This is a genomic window from Streptomyces sp. NPDC006487, from assembly GCF_042870555.1.
In the GTDB taxonomy this organism is placed as follows: Bacteria; Actinomycetota; Actinomycetes; order Streptomycetales; family Streptomycetaceae; genus Streptomyces.
Genome location: NZ_JBIAHN010000029.1, coordinates 14,828 through 33,028, shown reverse-complemented (window position 1 = coordinate 33,028; position 18,201 = coordinate 14,828). Strand labels below are relative to the sequence as shown.

The 18,201-nt window shown below is 70.8% G+C and carries 15 protein-coding genes; 11 read left to right on the top strand and 4 right to left on the bottom strand.

Annotated elements, in window-relative coordinates:
- Positions 1-19: 19 nt before the first annotated feature.
- From ACFYM0_RS36075 to ACFYM0_RS36065, 3 genes are all read left to right on the top strand, one after another.
- Positions 20-1,483 carry a class I adenylate-forming enzyme family protein gene (locus ACFYM0_RS36075; RefSeq protein ID WP_388509381.1) on the top strand — a complete coding sequence of 488 codons (1,464 nt, stop codon included), beginning with the start codon at positions 20-22 and terminating at the stop codon, positions 1,481-1,483.
- Positions 1,484-2,145: 662 nt separating this feature from the next.
- Positions 2,146-3,441, top strand: a complete 1,296-nt coding sequence (locus ACFYM0_RS36070) for a hypothetical protein (protein WP_388509378.1) — start codon at positions 2,146-2,148, stop codon at positions 3,439-3,441.
- A 795-nt stretch (positions 3,442-4,236) separates the two neighbouring features.
- Positions 4,237-5,511, top strand: coding sequence for a YhgE/Pip domain-containing protein (locus ACFYM0_RS36065; protein ID WP_388509375.1), 1,275 nt, complete (start codon positions 4,237-4,239; stop codon positions 5,509-5,511).
- Between the two features lie 369 nt (positions 5,512-5,880).
- On the opposite strand, the gene ACFYM0_RS36060 is transcribed toward ACFYM0_RS36065, so the two are convergent.
- Positions 5,881-6,267 (bottom strand): DUF6009 family protein, encoded by a 387-nt coding sequence (locus ACFYM0_RS36060; protein WP_388509372.1) that lies wholly within the window; start codon positions 6,265-6,267, stop codon positions 5,881-5,883.
- A gap of 765 nt (positions 6,268-7,032) precedes the next feature.
- Positions 7,033-7,797, bottom strand: coding sequence for an alpha/beta fold hydrolase (locus ACFYM0_RS36055; RefSeq protein ID WP_388509454.1), 765 nt, complete (start codon positions 7,795-7,797; stop codon positions 7,033-7,035).
- A gap of 365 nt (positions 7,798-8,162) precedes the next feature.
- On the opposite strand from ACFYM0_RS36055, the gene ACFYM0_RS36050 reads away from it, so the two are divergent.
- From ACFYM0_RS36050 to ACFYM0_RS36040, 3 genes are all read left to right on the top strand, one after another.
- The gene (locus ACFYM0_RS36050; protein ID WP_388509369.1) at positions 8,163-8,399 is read left to right on the top strand and encodes a hypothetical protein; all 237 of its coding nucleotides are present in this window, start codon (positions 8,163-8,165) and stop codon (positions 8,397-8,399) included.
- A 191-nt stretch (positions 8,400-8,590) separates the two neighbouring features.
- A complete protein-coding gene (locus ACFYM0_RS36045; protein WP_388509367.1) occupies positions 8,591-8,821 on the top strand; it encodes a cold-shock protein in 231 nt (76 codons plus the stop codon).
- Between the two features lie 308 nt (positions 8,822-9,129).
- Positions 9,130-9,993: a hypothetical protein gene (locus ACFYM0_RS36040; RefSeq protein ID WP_388509365.1), complete on the top strand. Its 864-nt coding sequence runs from the start codon at positions 9,130-9,132 to the stop codon at positions 9,991-9,993.
- A gap of 687 nt (positions 9,994-10,680) precedes the next feature.
- Here ACFYM0_RS36040 and ACFYM0_RS36035 read toward each other — a convergent pair.
- Positions 10,681-11,250 carry a GNAT family N-acetyltransferase gene (locus ACFYM0_RS36035; RefSeq protein WP_388509362.1) on the bottom strand — a complete coding sequence of 190 codons (570 nt, stop codon included), beginning with the start codon at positions 11,248-11,250 and terminating at the stop codon, positions 10,681-10,683.
- Between the two features lie 323 nt (positions 11,251-11,573).
- Between ACFYM0_RS36035 and ACFYM0_RS36030 the strand changes: the two genes are divergently transcribed.
- Both ACFYM0_RS36030 and ACFYM0_RS36025 read left to right on the top strand, forming a co-directional pair.
- Positions 11,574-11,972 carry a hypothetical protein gene (locus tag ACFYM0_RS36030; RefSeq protein ID WP_388509359.1) on the top strand — a complete coding sequence of 133 codons (399 nt, stop codon included), beginning with the start codon at positions 11,574-11,576 and terminating at the stop codon, positions 11,970-11,972.
- A gap of 76 nt (positions 11,973-12,048) precedes the next feature.
- On the top strand, positions 12,049-12,357 hold the full coding sequence (locus ACFYM0_RS36025; protein ID WP_388509356.1) for a hypothetical protein: 309 nt from the start codon (positions 12,049-12,051) through the stop codon (positions 12,355-12,357).
- 88 nt (positions 12,358-12,445) lie between these two features.
- On the opposite strand, the gene ACFYM0_RS36020 is transcribed toward ACFYM0_RS36025, so the two are convergent.
- Positions 12,446-13,084 (bottom strand): isochorismatase family protein, encoded by a 639-nt coding sequence (locus tag ACFYM0_RS36020; protein ID WP_388509353.1) that lies wholly within the window; start codon positions 13,082-13,084, stop codon positions 12,446-12,448.
- On the opposite strand from ACFYM0_RS36020, the gene lepB reads away from it, so the two are divergent.
- The 3 genes from lepB to ACFYM0_RS36005 all read left to right on the top strand — a co-directional run bounded on the left by lepB (position 13,078) and on the right by ACFYM0_RS36005 (position 18,142).
- Positions 13,078-14,373 carry a signal peptidase I gene (lepB, locus tag ACFYM0_RS36015; RefSeq protein ID WP_388509350.1) on the top strand — a complete coding sequence of 432 codons (1,296 nt, stop codon included), beginning with the start codon at positions 13,078-13,080 and terminating at the stop codon, positions 14,371-14,373. The genes ACFYM0_RS36020 and lepB overlap by 7 nt on opposite strands.
- 81 nt (positions 14,374-14,454) lie before the next feature.
- On the top strand, positions 14,455-14,853 hold the full coding sequence (locus tag ACFYM0_RS36010; protein ID WP_388509348.1) for a hypothetical protein: 399 nt from the start codon (positions 14,455-14,457) through the stop codon (positions 14,851-14,853).
- A 190-nt stretch (positions 14,854-15,043) separates the two neighbouring features.
- Positions 15,044-18,142, top strand: coding sequence for a hypothetical protein (locus ACFYM0_RS36005; protein WP_388509345.1), 3,099 nt, complete (start codon positions 15,044-15,046; stop codon positions 18,140-18,142).
- Positions 18,143-18,201: the final 59 nt, after the last annotated feature.

Here is an 18,201-nt window from a genome sequence, read left to right as displayed (position 1 = left end):
GGAGCGAAGGGACCCCCCTTTGGAACACCTGCTGATCGGCGATGTGTTCGCCAATGCGGCCCGCGCGACGGCGGGCCGCACCGCCGCGGTGCTGGGCGACCGCAGGATCACCTTCGGAGAGCTGGACCGCCGCGCGGACCTGCTCGCCCACGCGTTCCACGACCTCGGTGTGCGCCACGGCGACCGGGTGGCGTGCTGGTCGGGAACCGATCTGGGCCTCGTGGTGCTCTTCGCGGCCCTGGCCAGAACCGGAGCGGCTTTCGTACCGGTCCCGGGCAACCTCGGCCCCGCCGAGGCCGCCGCCTTCGCCGCCGCGTTCCGGCCCGCGCTCGTCGTGGTCACGACGGAACCGATGCGGCACGCGATCGACGTCCTGCCCTTGTCGGCCGGCGCCCCGGTCGTCACCCTGCGCTCCCTCCTCGACGGCGCGTCCGGCGCCGCGCACGGCTTCCATCCCGACCGGGCGGTATCCGAGACCGACCCCCACGTCATCTTCGCGTCGTCCGGAACGACCGGACGGCCCAAGGGCATCGTCCTCTCCCACCGCGTCAGCTTCCTGCGTTCCCACCCCGGATCACAGCTAGAGCCGCGCGGTACCGCGGTCTGCACCTTCCCCCTGTTCCACATGGCGGCGTGGACCATCGCACTCCAGCAGTGGCAGGCCAGGGACACCGTCGTCTTCCTGGCCCGCGCGGACGGCCCGGCGATTCGCCACGCCCTCTCCCGCCACCGGGCGACACGTCTCTACTGCGTGCCCGCCGTCTGGCAGCGCGTCCTGGACGGGGACCACGCCGCGCTGTCCGGACTCCGGTTCGCCGACACGGGCACCTCCGCAGTCACGGCAGAACTGCTCCACGCCATCCGCACCGCCGCTCCACAGGCGTACCTCCGTGTGTTCTACGGATCCACGGAAGCCGGCAACATCGCCTGCCTCGGCGGTGACGAGCTGCTCGCCCACCCCGGCAGCGTCGGATTGCCCGCCACCTCGGTACGGCTGCGCGTCGACGCGGCAGGTGAAATACAGGTCCGGGGGCCGCTGCTGTTCGACGGCTACTTCGGGGATCCGACCGCCACGGCGTCCGCCTTCGCCGACGGCTGGTACCGCACCGGCGACCTGGGTGAACTCGACCGGGCCGGTCAGCTCGCGATCGTAGGCCGCACCGGTGAACACATCAGGACCGGAGGCGAGGCGGTGTCCCCGAGCGAAGTGGAGCAGGCGCTCTCGACCCATCCCGCGGTCGCGGACGTAGCGGTCGTCGGACTGCCGGACCCGGCCTGGGGAGAGCTCGTCTGCTGTGTGATCGTGCCCAGTCGCCGTGGCAGCCCGCCCGCCCTGGACGAACTGCGCCGGCACCTTCGCGGACGGCTCGCCACCCACAAGCATCCCCGCCGCATCCACATAGTGGACGCCCTTCCCCGCACCCCCGCCACCGGCCAACTGCGCCGCGACCTGATCCGCGCGATGGCACCTGACCTGACCTGACCTGACCTGACCTGACCTGACCTGACCTGACGTGACCGGGGCCCGCTCCCGCTGACCGAACTCCCCGTCCTGGGTCGAGACACCGGATGACACCGACCCGGCGGTCGGCCCTTGCCCGAAGGACTTCCCGGCCGCCCGCTGTGGGTCCCGGAGGCGCCTGGAAGGCCTCGAGGACGGGCCGTACATCCTGGCCCTGCGCTCAGGGACGGCAGCACGCTGGTCCCTCTGCTGACCTCGGAGGACGACGCGGTGATCCCCGCAGCGGCCACGCGGGGGATCAGGGGTCGGCTCCCGCCGCCACGGTCGCGGCCTGAATCGCTCGCCGCACGATCGGTCGACGCCCGGCTGCGGACCGCCGGGGAGTTTCGTGTGTGCCCCCGGCGATCCGAGGGCGCGCGTCCTGACCTTTCGGCCAGTCTGCCGGGCGCTGCGGGCATGCGCTCACGACTGCCTGAACGCCACGTGTGCGGACGGGGGAGAAGACGCAACGATCTGCACAGACGCCGTCCCCCGCACGGCGTAGTGCCGGCCGGGCGTTCACCTGGCAGCCGCCATCCACCGTGGCGGGCACTGCACCCGTCACACATCACCCGAGGTAGCCACCTTCCATGTCATCCCAGCTCCGCCGTATCCCCTCGCCCTCCTTGAAGTACGCCGCACGGGTGGGCTCCGCCGTCGCGCTCTCCGCCTCGTGTCTCGCCCTCGCCCCGGCGGCATTCGCCAAGCCTGCAGAAGACCCGCCGCCCGTCGTGAGGGTGAACACCACCGTCAACGGCGGCAGCGAAGCAGCTGTCGTAGAGCCGGGGGATGACGTAGAGGTCACCATCAGGGTGTCCTCTCCGGATCCGAACACCTTCCGTAAGACCTGTGACCTCGAAACGCGGTACGTGGTGCCGGAGGGGCTCGAATATCAGCCTGGCTCACTGCGGCTCAACGGCAAGTCGGAGACTGGCTGGGCACGTTACGAAGCCAACGACCATCAGCTCATTGCCAGGTTCTCGACGAATCAGCCTGACTACCACTACTACGGATGTGTGAGTGACGACAAGGGATCGTCCACGCTCTCCTTCAAGGCCAAGGTCACGTCCAAGCTGACTGGGGAGCTGGCCCTCAGCCCGAAGGTCACCTACAGGAACTGGCTGCTTCCGGGAAACCCGGCGTCGCCGCAACTCTCCACCGTGTCGGACCCGGCGATCGTGCGTCTGGCGTCGTACACGCCTCCTGCGAACAGCAGTGACCTGAAAGTGGTGGGCCGGGTCCTGACGGAGAAACTCATGGCCGGGAAGGACGTCGCGTACGAGGCCAAGGTGACCAACGCCGGTCCGCACTCGGCCGAAGAGGTCTGGCTGACCTCGCCCGGCCTCGGCAAGGATGCCAAGGCCGGGACGGTCGCCGCCAAGGTGACGCTGCCCGACGGCAAGACCGCTGACTGCTCTGTCGAGGACGGCAAAGTGGGTTGCGAGGTCGGCGACCTGGCCAAGGGCGGCTCCGCCACGATCGAGGTGAAGTCGGTGCTCGCGAAGGACACCGCCGGCAAGGAGCTCTCCTTCGCCGTCACTGCCCAGTCGAAGACCGCGGACCCCGACAAGACGAACAACAAGTGGGCCGCGGAGCAGGAGGTGCACGGCGGCAGTCCGGGCGAGGGGACCGACCCGAAGCCCGACCCCAGCGAGGGCGTCAAGCCCACTGCGCGCCCTTCCGCCGTCCCCACCAAGACCCCCGACACCGGCGAGGGCGGCTCCGGGACGGGTGATTCAGACAAGGGTGGTTCCGGACAGGGTGGTGGCGGCGGCTTCCTCGCCGAGACGGGCAGTAACGGCCTCGCTCTGGCCGGCGGTGCGGCGGTCCTCCTCGGAGGCGGTGCGGGTGCCGTGTACTACGGCCGTCGTCGCCAGCGTGCCGCAGAGGCGGCAGCCGCTGAGGAGTCGACCGGCGAAGAGCCGACCGCTCGGGACTGACCCCGGTGGCTGGGCCCGGCCGGTCCGTCGTGACCGGCCGGGCCGTCGTGCGCCGATCGTGCTGTCGTGCGTCGGCCGGTCCCGGTCCGGACGACGAACCCGGACCCTTCGTCCGGCCCGGCTCCACCCACAGTCCTGCCTGACGGGCGATCCGGCCCGTCGGGGCGCCCGTTACGCTCGGCCTTCCGTCACTCCCGTCGCACCGTGCTCGGACAGCAGACATGGCAGTTCCGGAGGTGGCCGCGCTGCCCGGATCACCGGCCTACGCACCGGACCCCGCGCTCGTCCCGCTCGTGCTGCCGCCTCCCCTGCTCCACGCTGCCGCAGCGGACAGCGCCGGCCTGGTCGCCGTGGTGGGATCCCAGGGCGACGGCTCGGGCTGCCGAGGAAGCTCAGGAGGTCCCGTCGCGCGCGGCTCCGGCACGGTTCGAAGGACTCCTGGGCGACGCGCGGCACGCCCTGCCCGCACACCTTGAGGAAAGGTTGCGGGGGAGTGCCGGGACGCCGGCCGAGCAGCGTCGCGGAGGGCTCTCTCACCGAGTGCCCCGTCGACGGCACGAGCGCGAGCGCGACCTACCGACAACCGGCGGCGGCGCTGCCGGCCGAGGAACGGCGCGTCCTGGTGGAGTTTCCCGGTCCTAGTCCTGCCTGAGGTGCGAAGGGGGGATCCCGATCGCTGCCCCCTGGGCAACCATGCCCTGGTCGGCCGGGCGATCACCGGCCGAGCCGGGGGCCGCTCGGCGGGCTAGCGGGCCCGGCGAGCCGTCCCCGATCCACAGTTCTCGGGAAGGTTCCATGACGTCCACGCATCGAGGGACAGAGCGCACACTGCTCAGAAAACTCACCAGCCCCTCTCTCTGGGCCGTGCCGGCCGGTCTGGTGACCGTCCTTGCCCTGCTGCTCTCGCTGATCTACATGGGAGGGATCCTCGATCCGCGCGGGAACATGAAGAGTCTCCCCATCGGCCTGGTCACGGAAGACCGCGGCGCCCCCGGGGCGCCGGAACCCCTGGGGACGGGCATAGCGGCGGCCATCCGGACGGCCGACCCGGACCGCCACGTCGACTGGAAGCCCCTCACCCTCACCGAGGCACGTCGACAGCTGGCGGCCGACAAGCTCTACGGCGTCCTCGTGATTCCCTCGGACTTCACCGCGCAGGTACGGGCGCTCACAGGTCCTGCGACGGCGCGTCCGCGGATCGAGGTCCTCACCAGCCCCGGTGCAGGCAGCCTCGGATCCTCGCTGGCCAGTACCGCGATGCAGCAGGCGGCCCACGAGGCCTCCGCCCGGCTCGGTGCCGCCCTCCTCGCCGAGCACGCGGAAACCGGCCACGGGGCGCCTGCGCCCTCGACACGTCTGCTTCTGGACGACCCGGTGGAAGTCACCGTCTCCGTGGGGCACTCCATCGGAACGCGCAGTGGCCTGGGCCTGTCCGCCTTCTACTACGCGCTCCTGCTGGTGCTGATCGGTTTCCTCTGCGCGGGCATCGTCAGCAACGGCACCGACATCGGCCTGGGGTACGCCGCCAGCGACCTCGGCCCCCTGCGGACCCATCGGCCGCTGGTGGCCATCAGCCGCCGCCAGGCGTTCCTCGCCAACAGCGCGTTCACCGCGGCGTTCTCCCTGGCGACCTCGTCGATCCTGATGGCCGTCACCGTCGGGTTCCTCGACATGGACGCCGCGCACCTGCCGCTGCTGTGGGTGTTCTCGGTGTGCGTGACCTCCGCCGTGGGAATCGGGGCGCAGGCGCTGACTTCCGTCCTGGGGGCGCTGGGGCAGCCGGTGGCCATGCTGGTCTTCATCGCGTTGGCCCTGCCGTCCTCAGGGGGCACCGTCCCGGTGCAGGCGGTCCCCCACGCCTACCGCCTCCTCGCGGAGTTCGAGCCGATGCGACAGGTCACCGACGGGGTGCGGTCCATCCTCTACTTCGGTGCGCAGGCGGACGCGGGTCTGACGAGGGCCTGGGTGATGACGGGAGCGGGGCTGGTGGCGGCCCTGGCCCTGGGGTGGGTGGTCACGACCTTCTACGACCGCAAGGGACTGCACAGGACCGCCGCGGCGAGGGGCTGACCCCCGTCGGCCTTCGGTCGAGGGCCGAAGGCCGGCGGCGTCCCGACCTGGTCCCGGTTCTTCGGTCCCTGAACCCTGCGTTCCGTCCCTGAGGAAGTTCAGCCACTTGGTGAAAGTGCTGCTCAGAGGGTCTGAGCCAGAGAAAACAGGGACCGAAGGGACTCTGAATTTCAGGTGTGCTGCTGCCCGAGGTCGTAGCCGTACACTCTCGACCAGCTGGGGGCCATTGTCATGAGGGCGGACAGGAACTTGTAGCGGGCCGTGGGGATCGAGACGACGTTGCCGTTGCGGGGGTCGGCCAGTGCGGTGCAGGATGTGGCCCCGGCCGACCGCGCCGTGGCCTTCCTGTCGGCCGGCGGAACATGGTCGTCAGACGGCGCTGGGGGGTCGGGGGGTTGTGAGGCTGTGTTGGGAGCGGGGGGTCTTGAGGCCGACTTTGCGGGGTTCGACGGTGCGGGGGTCGACCGCCTCGCCGGGTGCGCCCTCCTGGTAGAGGCCGTCCGGTTGTGCGTCGCGGTCGTGGGGGAGCAGGTAGAACACCCGCCGCTTCTGTAGTCCGGTGTCGGGGTCCGCCTCGGCGCGGTCGTCCAACTCGGCGAAGCCGACCATGCGGCCGTCGCGGAAGTAGCGCGGCTTGCCCCGGCGCCGGGGTGTTTTGTCGAGGGCCTGGCGGACGTAGTCGAGCGACTCCGGGCTTTCCAGCCACACGACTTTGTCCTCGTGGAAGAGATCGCACGCGTTCAATAGCGAACTCATGAGCTTTGCTCCCCTCTCGTGTCCGCCGCGTGCCGGCATTCCGTGCCCGATGCCCTTGGGAGCGTTCGCAGATGCGTACCGGTCGACCGCGTCCCCGGTCCTTCGCCCATAGTCATGCTGGGCCCCATGGTAAATCGTCGAATCGTGGGTCGACAGTACGTTCGCGAACCTCGAGACCAATGGCCGCCGTCGGCGGTGGTGGTGCAGCACTCCGTCAGGAAGCGGCCGGTGTGGTCCTCGGTGTTCGCGTGGGCCTGGGTGGCGGTGCGCACGACGTGGGGGCCGACCAGCGAGGGCTTGGTGGCGAGGTAGGCCCGGGCCCCCTGGACCATTCAGTGGAGGATTGCCCCCGGCGGAACACCGCTGTGGTTCTCCCCTGCTCGGCCATGGTCGGACCCACGATGTGACCGCGGCCCGAGTCCACGGCATCGTCCGGGCCTGCCTCACCGGGTAGTTCGCGACGCTCGGCGCAGAGTGAACGGTGCTCTCCGCCGGTCACGACGTATCCGGCGGATCGACCACCAGCCAGCAGGCAACGAGCGGCTCCGTCGAGTGGCCGGGATCGCCGATGGCTCCGGAGGACGTCGAGGACCTTGTCCCTCGGGTGCGGGTTGAGCGCGTCGGTGCCCGACGTGCCGGCCCTCGCAGCCGCGTTGGAGCGCTGCGGGACCACGGCGTGCGGATCTGCCTCGACTCGGTACGGGCCGCTCCCGCGCCGTCGGCCCGCCGCGTGCCGTGCCGGGTCGGTCCCGGCACGGCCGCCTGCTACTTCGTCGTGCTGCGTGCGGCGTCGAGGATGATGTCGCTCACGGCAGAGGGCCGCGAGACGACGGCCGCGTGGGCGGCGTCCACCTCCACGGTGTGCGCACCGGCGCGCTCCGCCATGAAGCGCTGGGCGGCGGGCGGGATCGCCTGGTCCTTCGTTGCCACGAGGAACCAGGAGGGGATGGACTTCCAGGCGGCGTTGGCGCTCTGGTCTCCCAGGCTCGACGCTTCGATCGGGCGCTGGGTGGCTGCCATGACGGACGCCTTCCAGGCCGGGAGGTCTCCGGCGAATGCCTGGCGGAACTTGTCCGGCTTGATGGAGAGGTCCGCGCCCGCGGATCCGTCGGCACGGGTGTAGGGCACCGCGTTCAGCGACTCCGGCAGCCGGCTGCCGGGGAAGCTGCCGAGGACGTCGTTGGCGCTCTCACCCTTGTCCGGGGCGATGGCGGCGATGTAGACGAGGGCTTTGACCTGAGGGTTTCCGACAGCGGCGTTGGTGATGACCTCGCCGCCGTAGGAGTGTCCGGCCAGAACCACGGGGCCGGGGATGCCCTTGAGCACGTCGGCCACGTAGGCCGAGTCGGAGGCGAGCCCACGCAGCGGGTTCGCCGCGGCCACCACCTTGTACCCGCGCGCTTGGAGCCGCTGGACGACGTCGCTCCACCCCGAGGCGTCGGCGAAGGCGCCATGCACCAGGACGACCGTGGGCTTCTGCTCGGGAACACCGGTGGCGAAGGCGCCCGTGCCGAAGGACGTGGCCCCCATCGTGACGACCGCGGTGGCGGCCAGCGTGGCGGCCGTTCTCTTGATTTTCAACGTTCCGTTCCTTTCAGGATCCTTGTCCGATCCTCTGCGGGCCCGACGGCGTTGCCATCGCCCGTCGGGTGCGGCCCTGCGCCGGATCTCGGCTCCTCCCGGCGGCTCCACCAAACGGACGGGGGTAGCCGCAGGAATGCGCCCGGTCCGGTCGGCCGCCGTACTCCACACGGCGGCCCGATCCCCTCCGTGTCTGCCCGCCGACCGGTGGAACGGCGTCAGTCCGGGGCGCCTGGTGCTGTGGCCGGAAGGTTTCCGAGAGGAGCGGGAGCGGGCTGCCCGGCGGGGCTTCCCGTGCCTACGCGCTCGGGTTGATGGCAGACGTACGGGCCGACCAGCGACGGGGAGCACCGGCCGGCGCCCCCGAAGGTGCCGAGGTGCACGTCGAGAACGGCCGGCCGCAGCGAAGCCGGCAGGCCGACGGGGTGGACGACCGGGGCGACTGGAAGATCAACAGCGCGGCCGCAGCCGTGACCTCGACGACGACCTGGTGGCCTGACCGAGCACGACCGGGCGCCCAGAGGCGTCCCGGCCGTGCGGGCTACGCCTAAGGCGTCGCGTCGCCACCATCGAGGGGGTCGAGAGAGCCGTGAACCGGTCCCTTGCTCCCGACGGACACCGGAGTCCCGCGGCGCCGGCCGTCTGCACGAACACTTGTCCCTCCCTTCCTTCTCGCGGGTTCTCGCCGGTGATGGATTGGTACCCGTCAACGACATACCTGAGAGGAAAGGGGAAGCCGGGCATGCCGGATACCAAGCGAGCCGCGTCGGGGGCGGTGCTCTGGCGCACCTCGTGCGGCGACTTCGGCTTCATCGTCCCGGACGCGGAGGGTGAGCCGGACCTGTTCGTCCACCGCTCCGACATGGCGTCCGATCCTTCGGCGGCGCCCCTGGCCGGGGGGGATGCGGTCGACTACGAGGTCCACGTCGGGCCGCTGGGGCCGTGGGCGCGCAATGTGCGCCGACGCGGTTGAGCGCCGGTCGAGCGCCGGTCCTCCGATCGGCGGACGGGCAGCGGGACGTGATGCGGCCCGGTGGTCGGACGACCGCGCGGAGACCGCTGTCTAGCGTGGTGACGGGTTCTGGACCTGTTGCGTCCAGCCGCGTAACCGACTAGCGAACTGTGGGAAATCCTGTGCACAAGACGACCTCTCGGGCGCTGACAGCCGCCCTCGCCGTGACGGCCTCGGTAGCTGTTGCCGGGCCCGCCTTCGCCGCTCAGCCGCCGACGGCACCGGGAGGTGCGCGCGTTGCGTGCACCTCACCGAGGAACGCGTCTTCGGTGAAGCTCGCCCAGAAGCTCGAGAAGGACATCACCAAGGCCGTCGGGGCGAAGAAGTACATCTCGGTCGCCCTCGACGATCAGCCGTGGGGGGTGCGCTGCACTTACCGCGCGAACAGTCAGAACGACACCGCGAGCCTGGTCAAGCCGACCATTCTGGCCGCGCTGATGCATGCCGAGCAGGGGAAGCTGACCGGCGCGCAGAAGGCGCTTGCCAGCAAGATGATCATCGACTCGGACAACGACTCCGCCGGAGCGCTGTGGAAGGACCTGTCCGACATGACGGACCCGGCCAAGCCCAACACGAGCGAGTTCAGCTCGTTCCTCGCCACGGCAGGGATGTCCGGCACGGTGCCGGACAAGGACGGGACCTCCTGGGGGCTCACCCAGACCACCGCGGCCGACCAGCTCAGGCTGCTGGACGTCCTGACCGGGAAGGACAGCACGGTCCTGAACCCCCAGGAGCGTGCGTACGAGCTCGGTCTCATGCGCGCCGTGCGGCCGGACCAGCGGTGGGGAAGCACCGCCGGCGCGCCCGCGGCGGCGCTGACGGCCGTCAAGAACGGATGGCTCCAGCGCTCGGAGAACGGCCCCGACAACGACTTCGACCGCCTGGACTGGAAGGTCAACAGCATGAGCGCGGTCACCGGCGGCCACGGGCCCCGGCGGTACCAGTCGAACCTCGTGGTGCTGACCGAGGACAACAGGGTTTCCCGGAGGAAGAACCCCTTCTACGGCTTCAAGCCCGCGGTCGCAAAGATCCAGCAGGTGGCGACCGCCGTCAATCGGGACTTGTACCCGAGTCCGCTGCGGGGCGGCCGGTACATGCCGCCGCCGGTCGAGCCGTCCCAGGCGAACGACTGATACGCCGCACCGAGCCCTGATCCGGCAGGACGCAGCCGCATATGCGGCCGCCCCTCTCGCCGGCAGCTCTGCCCAAACGGCCGTCGCGGGATGCCTCGTTCTCTACCCTGCTCGCGGCCGACAGGGCCGTCACCCGCCCCGCGCGGGGCTAATCGGCAGTCGACTTGGAGCAATGACGCCGAGCGCGGTGGCCACGGCGAGGGCCGCCGGCTTCCCGCCCGGCCCGCAGCGGATCACCGTCTCGCGCTGACCGGCCGCGGGAGTGTTGTCGACGGGGCGTCCAGCATGTCGGGCGAGGCCCTTCTCGTGTGGATCGGCGGCGCGACGGAACGCCACCGGGGGTTCTCCCATGCTCGGTTCCCGAGCCTTGTGGTTTCCCTGGCTGCCGGGTGCGGGCCGGCCGGGCTCAGAGGCCGGTGACGATCTCCATCCCCCGTACCCGGCCGTTCACGTCCGCGGAGAAGAGGCGCTGGACGCCCGCTTCCCACAGGGCGCGCCGGCGTCGAGGGCAGGGGAGGGTCATCGTCGCGAGGGACTCGAGGGCCCAGGTTTCAGACGTGTCGCAGGCTTCAGCCTCCCGCCCCGGTTGCCCGTAGGGGATCCGCTGATCGGGGCAGGGTGGCGGGGGCGGGGCGGACCGCTCGGAAGGCAGGTGCGCCGGCGGAACCGCCGTGGGAGCCGGCGGCCTCAGGCCGCGCGGGCGCGGAACGCCTCCGGCAGGAGCGGCAGCTCCGCGCCCATGATCGCGTACGGGGCCGCGTCGGAGGCGTACGGAGGGACGTCGATCAGGTCGCGGTAGCCGTGGCGGTGGTACAGCCGGCGGGCCGGCGTCGGCTGCGCCGGAGTCGTGAGGATCACGCGGTGCTCCCCGGCGCGTGCGCACAGTGCGGTCAGCAGTCGGGTGCCCAGCCCCTGGCGCTGGAAGTCCGGAAGGACGTGCAGCTCGCACAGATAGAACGCGTCCCCCGTCCAGGAACGCCGGCCGGCCGCCAGGAGCCGGTGGAGGACGGGTTCCCGCCAGGGGTAGGGCTCGTGGGCCGGTACCCCGTAGGTGAAGCCGGCGAGCTGACCGTCATGGAACGCGCCGATCGCGGTCAGGCCGCAGGCGCCGCGGGCACGGCGCTCCGGCACCCGGTCGTCGAGCGCGCGGGGCGCCAGCCCGAGGGCCGCCGCCTGGACGCGGAGGGTCTCTTCGGCCAAGGCGCCGATGTCGACGGCCGTGAGGACCGGCACGGGGCGCCGGGTGCTGACGTGCATGGGGTGTGCCTTCACGTGAGGGGAGTGGGGAAGGACGGTGCGCCGGCGGGCGGCGCTGCGCCTGTGGAGAGTCCATCCCGGGGGGAGGCCTGAGGACAATCCCGTTGGGGCACCCGTGGGGCCAGGGGGTCGACGGATGCCCGGGCTCGGCCGCGGGCGGCGGAGGAAGGACTGCCCGTACGCCTGCCCCGAGGGAAGCGGCCCGGCGGGCCCCGCCCAGCAGGATGTGCGAACCCCCGCGGACCGGTGAATTCGGAGGTGCTAGTGCCGTGCCGGTGACGTGGGACGAAATGTCTTTCGCACACTGTGGAGTTGGGTCTGAGATGAATTCGAGAATTGATCTGGTCGTGGGAGGAATGCGGGCTGCGGAGCTCGTCAACGCCTACCGGGGGCGTCTGGAGCGGTTGGACCTCCTGCCTCCGCAGGCAGCGCTCAACGTCGCCTGCTACGCCTATGCCGCCGGGTGCGTGCACCTCCTGGCCGCCCCGGGCCAGACATGGACGCGGCCCGCCGCCGAGGACGAGGGAGGTGCCGGCTGCGTTGACGGTCCTGCGACCGAGGAACTGCTGGTCATGGAAGTCGAGAACAGCGAGTCCGGCCACTTCGCGGTCTGCCGCGAGCCGTGCGGCATCATCGCGAAGGTCCCTCTGGAGGAGCTCGGGAGCGGCTACGCGCTCGCCCACTGGCCGAAGGACTCCGACGTGGCGGGCCCGGCACGGTAGGCACGATGGAGAGCATTTCGTCGGCCGGCGGCCAGGGGTATTTCGAAAGGGACCGCAAAGCTCCAAGGAATGGGCCGTGATCTGCAGGCAGTTCAGCGTCCACGACCAGCAGGTCCTGAGGGCCTTCCGCAATGAAGGCGACCTCTATCGCGGGATCCGCGAGGTCATCCAGGAGCGTCACTACGGCCCCCGGCTCGAAGCGGGGCGCCCCCGTCCCATTCCGCCGGCCCTTCAGCACCAGGCGAAGGCGGAGGTGAGGGGCGTCTACGTCACGGTGATGAATCGGCGGTCCAAGTACAAGGACGTCCTGGACGTCTTGGTCCGCATGGTCCAGGCGAACGTCAGGCAGGACCGTCGTCACCGGATCGCCGCCGCCCTCAAGTGACGCCCCGCGATCCCGAACGCGTGAGGGGCGGCCGTCGCATGAGGGGACCTCCCGGTGTGGGCAGGCACCGCCGAGGGCGGCGCGGGGGTTACAAGGTGTCGTCCGGGTCCCCGGGGAGGTCGTCGACGGCCAGGACGCGTGCGCTCATGGTGCCCATCAGGTCCAGGGCCGCGGCGTGCCGGTACGCGGTGTAGTCGGCGGTGGCGTCGAAGGGAACGAACACCTGGATGTCACGGCTGATGGCGTCGACGCTCGTGGCGAGGATGCCGTGGCTGGCGTAGATCCCGACGACGACCAGCTGGTCGCGGCCGCGCCTGCGTAGTTCGGCCTCCAGGTCGGTGGCGTAGAAGGCGCTGTAAGCGCGCTTGGCGATGCGGGTGACGTCGGGTGCGCCGAGGCGGGGAAGGGCGATGCGGGCGGCCTGTTTCGGCGAGAGCCCCATCCCCCAGCAGGCGCCCAGCAGACCGCGCTGGGCGAGGTCGGCCGCAGGCCGGGGGCCGCTGGCGAGGACGGGGACACCGTGGCCGTCGGCCCAGTTCACGACCTCCACCACACGGGCGAGCAGGTGCCGGCGGCCCGCTCTGGAGAGCGTGCGGAGGTAGTGCGGCTGGAGGTCGTGCACGAGCAGCGCCGCCCGCGCGGGTACGACGGCCCACACCGGTCCGCCGCAGTGCCGTTCCAGACGCGCGGCGTCGTAGTCCTCCGGCCGGAGGGAGAAAGATGTCACGGATGCCTCGTCGCGGTGGTCGGCTGATGGCGGTGGCTGGTGTCGGCCGCGTGGCCGACACCTTCAACTCTCTCCTTGGGGGCGCGGACGGGACACTGCCGAACGTACGGTCTCTCGGGCGGTCGTGGGCTCCGCCGATCGGCCAGGTGTGGACCGGAAACGGCGGGGGGCCTTGCAGGACGAGCTGTTGGACACCCTCCTCGCTGCGTGGACGGGAGAGGAGTTCGCCTACGGGGGCCGCACGGTGCGGACCAAGCCCCGGCCCCACACCCGGCCGCATCTTCCAGATCCCGGTGCGGCGCACCGCCGCGATCACCGCCGCGTGCTTCGTCGCGTACGTCCTGCTGCCGGCGGGAGACGCACGGCTGCGGGTGGAAGCGCGGGCGGGCGACCCTGGCGGGCAATCGGACCCCGGCGTCCGCTCAGCGGCCGACAAGGCGGGGATAGGCCTGCGCCAACCCGGCGTCGTGCACGGTGGACGTCTGTCCACCCGCCCCGATGCACGCCGGGTACCCCGGCAGGTTGGCGTGCGCATGCGTCTTTCCGAACCGTCCGGCCGCCGGCGCCGTGCCCCGCAGGGGCCCGCGCCGGAGCGGCCTGCCGCGCCGCCCCGGCGCGGCAGGGCCGAGCGCCGGCAGCTGGCCCGGCGCGCCAGACGGCGCCGGGCGGGCCGGGCGCCCCGCCGTATCGCGGCCGTCCTGTGCGGCGGCATCCTCCTGACTTTGCTTGTCAAGACGTTCGTCGTCCAGGCCTTCGTGATCCCCTCCGGCTCGATGGAGCCGACGCTGCGCGTCGGCGACCGGGTGCTGGCGGACACGTTCACCCGTTGGTCCGGCAGTACCCCGGCTCCGGGCGCGGTGGTCGTGTTTCACGCCCCCGAGGACTGGACGCCCCCGCAGCAGCCGACCGCCGGATCGAAGCAGCGTTTCCCGGGGGAGGGGCTGATCGCCTCGTTGGGACTGCTCCCGGTGGACGACGGCAAGACGATGATCAAACGCGTGGTCGCGGTGGGAGGCGACACCGTGCAGGGGGACGCGGCGGGGGACGTACGTGTCAACGGTGTGCTCGCCCAGGCGCAGGGCTCCCCGGCCCCACCAGCGCGCCCGAGCGCCCCGTTCCGCGTCACCGTGCCCGAGGGCCGGCTGTTCGTGCTCGGCGACAACCGGGGGAACTCCGCCGACTCCCGTTACCACCTCGGCAACGGCTACGGGGGGTCGATACCGGAGGACTCCGTGATCGGAGAGGCCTTCGCCGTGGTCTGGCCCACCGCGCACTGGCGCACGGTGTAGTCCGGCTCCCCCCGCCGGACCCCCTGATCGGTGGAGGACCGGAGGCCTTGGCCGCCCACTGTCGAACTCCGGGCACCGGACATGTCTTCGCGGCTCGACGATGCCCTGCTGCAGGCGGCCCTGGCCCGCGCACTGGCGGCCCATGTGCTCGCCGAGGACCCCGGCCTGCTCATGAGCCCTGTGGTTTCGGGTCGGGCGCTGAGGCTGGCGCGCTGGCGTGCCGCCCGTGGAGGGTTCGAAGGCGAGGGGATCGACCCCTTCACGGGTGCCGAGGTGCCCGCGGCCACGCTGGTGTGGCGGCTCGTGGATCTGCTGGGACCCGAGCTGGAGGCGGCCGGGGACTACGGTCATGTGACCCGCACGCTGATGGGCATGGTCCGCGAAGGATCGCCGGCGGCCCGCCAGCGGGCCGTCTTCGCACGCCGCCAGTCCGGCGCCGACCTGCTGCGCCACCTCGCGGACGAGACCGAGGCCTGCTGACGCACCCGGACGCGCGGTGGGCACGGTGCCTGCCGGACCGTCGGCCTGTGCCCTCGACGCCCGGCTGTCCCGCGCTCTGCCCGAAGGGCTGCCCTTGTGCCGCCTGGTGGATCGCTCTCGGGCGGGTTGACTCCCGATGACGCAGCCGGAGTTCAGTCCGGGTGTGAACGATCGAGGAACCAGGATCGCAATGCACAAGAGGAAGCACCGGAACTCCCGGAAGCGCGTGTACGTGGGGATGGGCGCGGCGATGGCGGTCATTTCCGTGGCAGCGCTCCAGCAGGCGAACGCCGCCACGGAAGCCATCGAGCTCCAGAGCGGCAGTTTCGAGGAGGCGGACCTGAAGGGGTGGGATATCTCCAAGAAGCTTTCCGAAGACAGGAAGTTGTACGCCGTCGAGACGAATTACCGGGGGGTGGTGACGGCTTCCGACGGGAGCAAGTTCCTGCGGCTCTTCGAAGGTGCCATCGCCCAGCAGGACATCGCCGTCATGGAGAACAGCCACATCCGGTTCCGGCTCGACTACCGGACCCTCGACCCGGCTGTGGCGTACCGGGTGACCTCGTCGAAGCCGAACGGCACCGGGGCCTACCAGTACGAGACGTTCACCGCCAGTCCGCAGCAGACCGGTTGGAACACCATCGGCGGCGTCTTCACGGAGAGCCAGGGGGGAATCACCCGGTTCAAGATCGGTCCTGACAAGATCGATTCCGGCAATCAGGAGGTGCTGGTCGACAACTTCCAACTTGAGTACGCGCCGCAGGTGACGACGAGTTCCGAGAAGACGGCGGCACCGGTGCAGCTCGGATCGACGGTGGAGGTCACGTCGACCATCGAGCACACAGGTGGTGGCGCCCTGCACAACTCCCTCTTCAGTGTGCCCCTGCCGGCCGGAGTGACGTACGTCCCGGGCAGTGCCGAGGTGGTGAACGAGGGGGCGACGGCACATGCGGAGAGCGTGCTCAAGGACGGAGGGCGGCTGCTGGAGGTCAAACCGACCACGGACGGAACCATGACGCCCGGCAAGTACACGGTGACCTACAAGGTGACGGTCGCACAGGAAGTGAGTGACACGTTCGAGCTGAAGCCCACGCTGTTCCACCAGTGGGCCCCGAAGGCGGCGGGCGAGCGTGATCAGAAGATCACCGTGGAGAAGACCGACTTCACGGTTGCCAAGTCGGCTGCGCAGTTCGCCGACGAGGGGGGCGGTTTCGAGAAGAAGACTCCGTACATCAGGGGCGAGGAGGCAGTGCTCCGGATTCCCGTGACGAACCCCGGACCCGACGAGGCCCGGAACGTCGTGGTCCGGGTCTCGGCCGAGAAGGGCAACGGGATCGAGAAGTTCACCGGAGTCGACGGCGACTGCGTCGAATCCACGGTCCCGGGGGCCGTCGACTGCTCCGTCGCTGCGCTCCAGAAAAATACAACAAAGGTCTTCACCGTCAAGGGGAACGTCGTCGGCAGCGGAACCCTGCAGGCGGACGCGGTCTTGACCGCCACCAGCAGGCAGGTGGACATGCGTCGATCGTACTCAAGTTCGATCGACGTGTATTCCATGATGAAGGTGAAGACCACGGTCCTGAACTCCAAGGGAGAAGAGGCGGAAACGGTCGACCCCGGCGAGGAGCTGACGTTCAAGACCACCATGGAGAACACCGGTCCCAACGCGGCCGGTGACGTGCAGGTCTCCTTCGAGCTGCCCGAGGGGCTGACCTCGGAGGAGCCGCTGCCCAAGACCTGGCCGGTGGGCAACCTGGAGCCGGGGGCGGGCGGGGCGAAGACACTGGAGTTCACCGCCAAGGCCCCCGCGGACACCGCGGACTTCCAGTTCCGGGCCAAGGTGACCGGGTTCGCAGGCACCGACAAGTCCAAGGAGAAGGAGTCCGAGTCCACGGTCAAGGTGAACCGCAACGCGCAGCTGAACGCGTCGGTGTCCGTGGAGGGCGGCGGGGCCCAGCCCGGTGACCCCGTGGTACCGGGGGCTTCCCTGACGTACAAGGTCAAGATCGCGAACGACGGCCCCTCGGCGGCCGGGAACGTGGTCGTGTCCCAGGAACTGCCCCCGGGATTTGGCCCGGATCCGACGTATCCGCCCCGCGGCATCCGCTACGACGGGAACGAGCGCAAGTGGACCGTGGAATCGATCCCCGGCGGCCAGAGCGTGGAGCTGGCCCTCAAGGGGCGGGTCCTGCCCGACCACCCCTCGTTGAAGTACGAGGCGAAGATCGAGGAGGCGTCCGTTCCCGACCTGCGGGCTGAGGGGGGTGCGTACGGGGGGCTGGAAGCCCACCGCGTGTCCCAGACGACCGAAGTCACCCAGCAGGTGGAGATGAACGTCGCGGTCGCACGTACCAAGCCGAAGGCCGAGGCCCGGCCGGGTGACGAGGCCACCTGGACCGTCACGGCGTCGAACGGCGGACCGTCGATCGCCCGGGGCATGGAGATCGCCAACCAGCTGCCCGACGGGGTCACCCTGACCTCCGCGAAGGACCAGGAGGGCAAGGACGTCGCACTCGACGGAGCCGAGCACGTGTGGAAGCCGGCAGACCTCAAGCCGGGTGACACCGCCACGCTCACGATCACCGGCACCGTCCCCGCGGACCGGGACACACTCGCTTTCACGTCCTCGGTCACGAAGGCCGGTGCCCCCGACGCCCGCGGAGCCGTCGGACAGGTTCCCCAGCACAAGGCCGTGAACTCCCTGAAGGTGATTCAGCAGGCAGACCTGGACTTGACGCTGACCCCGGGTGCGAGCGGCCTCAAGCCGGGCGAGACGGGCGCCGTGACGGTGACCGTGTCCAACGCGGGTCCCTCGGTGGCCCGTGCCGCCACCACGGAGCTGGCACTGCCCGACAACCTCACGGGGATCACGGACGACGGGACCGGCTCCTTCGACGCGCAGACCGGTACCTGGCGGGTCGGGGATCTCGCCGTCGGGGAGGAGAAGTCCCTGACCCTGAACTTCAGCTCCGACAAGGAGCAGGAGAGCTCCTTCCAGGTCCTGGCGCTGTCGTCGGCGGCCGAGGACCCCAACGCGTGCGTGGACGTGTGCGCGAGCGCCACAGCCAAGTTCAGCAAGTCCGGTGAGGCTCCGGCCTCCGGAGACGAGGCGGGCGCGGGCGCCGGAACGGACGGCGACACGCTCGCCGACGGTGGGCAGGAGGAGTCGGTTCTGGACCAGGCCCTGGCCGCCACCGGCAGCAACGCCCTCTGGTGGGGAGCGGGCGCCCTCGGTGCGGCCGGCATCGGCGCCGCCCTGCTGATCGCGGCCCGGCTCCGCCGCAGCTGACCGCCTGCCCCGCATGCTGCCCCGCCCCGGGCGGGAGCCGGCCCCGCCTCCTCCCGGAG

Bases quoted from the DNA above. Each gene is read 5' to 3' on its own strand.
- ACFYM0_RS36065 (WP_388509375.1), top strand. From the start codon at position 4,237: ATGACGTCCACGCATCGAGGGACAGAGCGCACACTGCTCAGAAAACTC.
- ACFYM0_RS36060 (WP_388509372.1), bottom strand. From the start codon at position 6,267: ATGAGTTCGCTATTGAACGCGTGCGATCTCTTCCACGAGGACAAAGTC.
- ACFYM0_RS36055 (WP_388509454.1), bottom strand. From the start codon at position 7,797: ATGGGGGCCACGTCCTTCGGCACGGGCGCCTTCGCCACCGGTGTTCCC.
- ACFYM0_RS36050 (WP_388509369.1), top strand. From the start codon at position 8,163: ATGGCAGACGTACGGGCCGACCAGCGACGGGGAGCACCGGCCGGCGCC.
- ACFYM0_RS36045 (WP_388509367.1), top strand. From the start codon at position 8,591: ATGCCGGATACCAAGCGAGCCGCGTCGGGGGCGGTGCTCTGGCGCACC.
- ACFYM0_RS36035 (WP_388509362.1), bottom strand. From the start codon at position 11,250: ATGCACGTCAGCACCCGGCGCCCCGTGCCGGTCCTCACGGCCGTCGAC.
- ACFYM0_RS36030 (WP_388509359.1), top strand. From the start codon at position 11,574: ATGAATTCGAGAATTGATCTGGTCGTGGGAGGAATGCGGGCTGCGGAG.
- lepB (WP_388509350.1), top strand. From the start codon at position 13,078: ATGTCACGGATGCCTCGTCGCGGTGGTCGGCTGATGGCGGTGGCTGGT.
- ACFYM0_RS36010 (WP_388509348.1), top strand. From the start codon at position 14,455: ATGTCTTCGCGGCTCGACGATGCCCTGCTGCAGGCGGCCCTGGCCCGC.
- ACFYM0_RS36005 (WP_388509345.1), top strand. From the start codon at position 15,044: ATGCACAAGAGGAAGCACCGGAACTCCCGGAAGCGCGTGTACGTGGGG.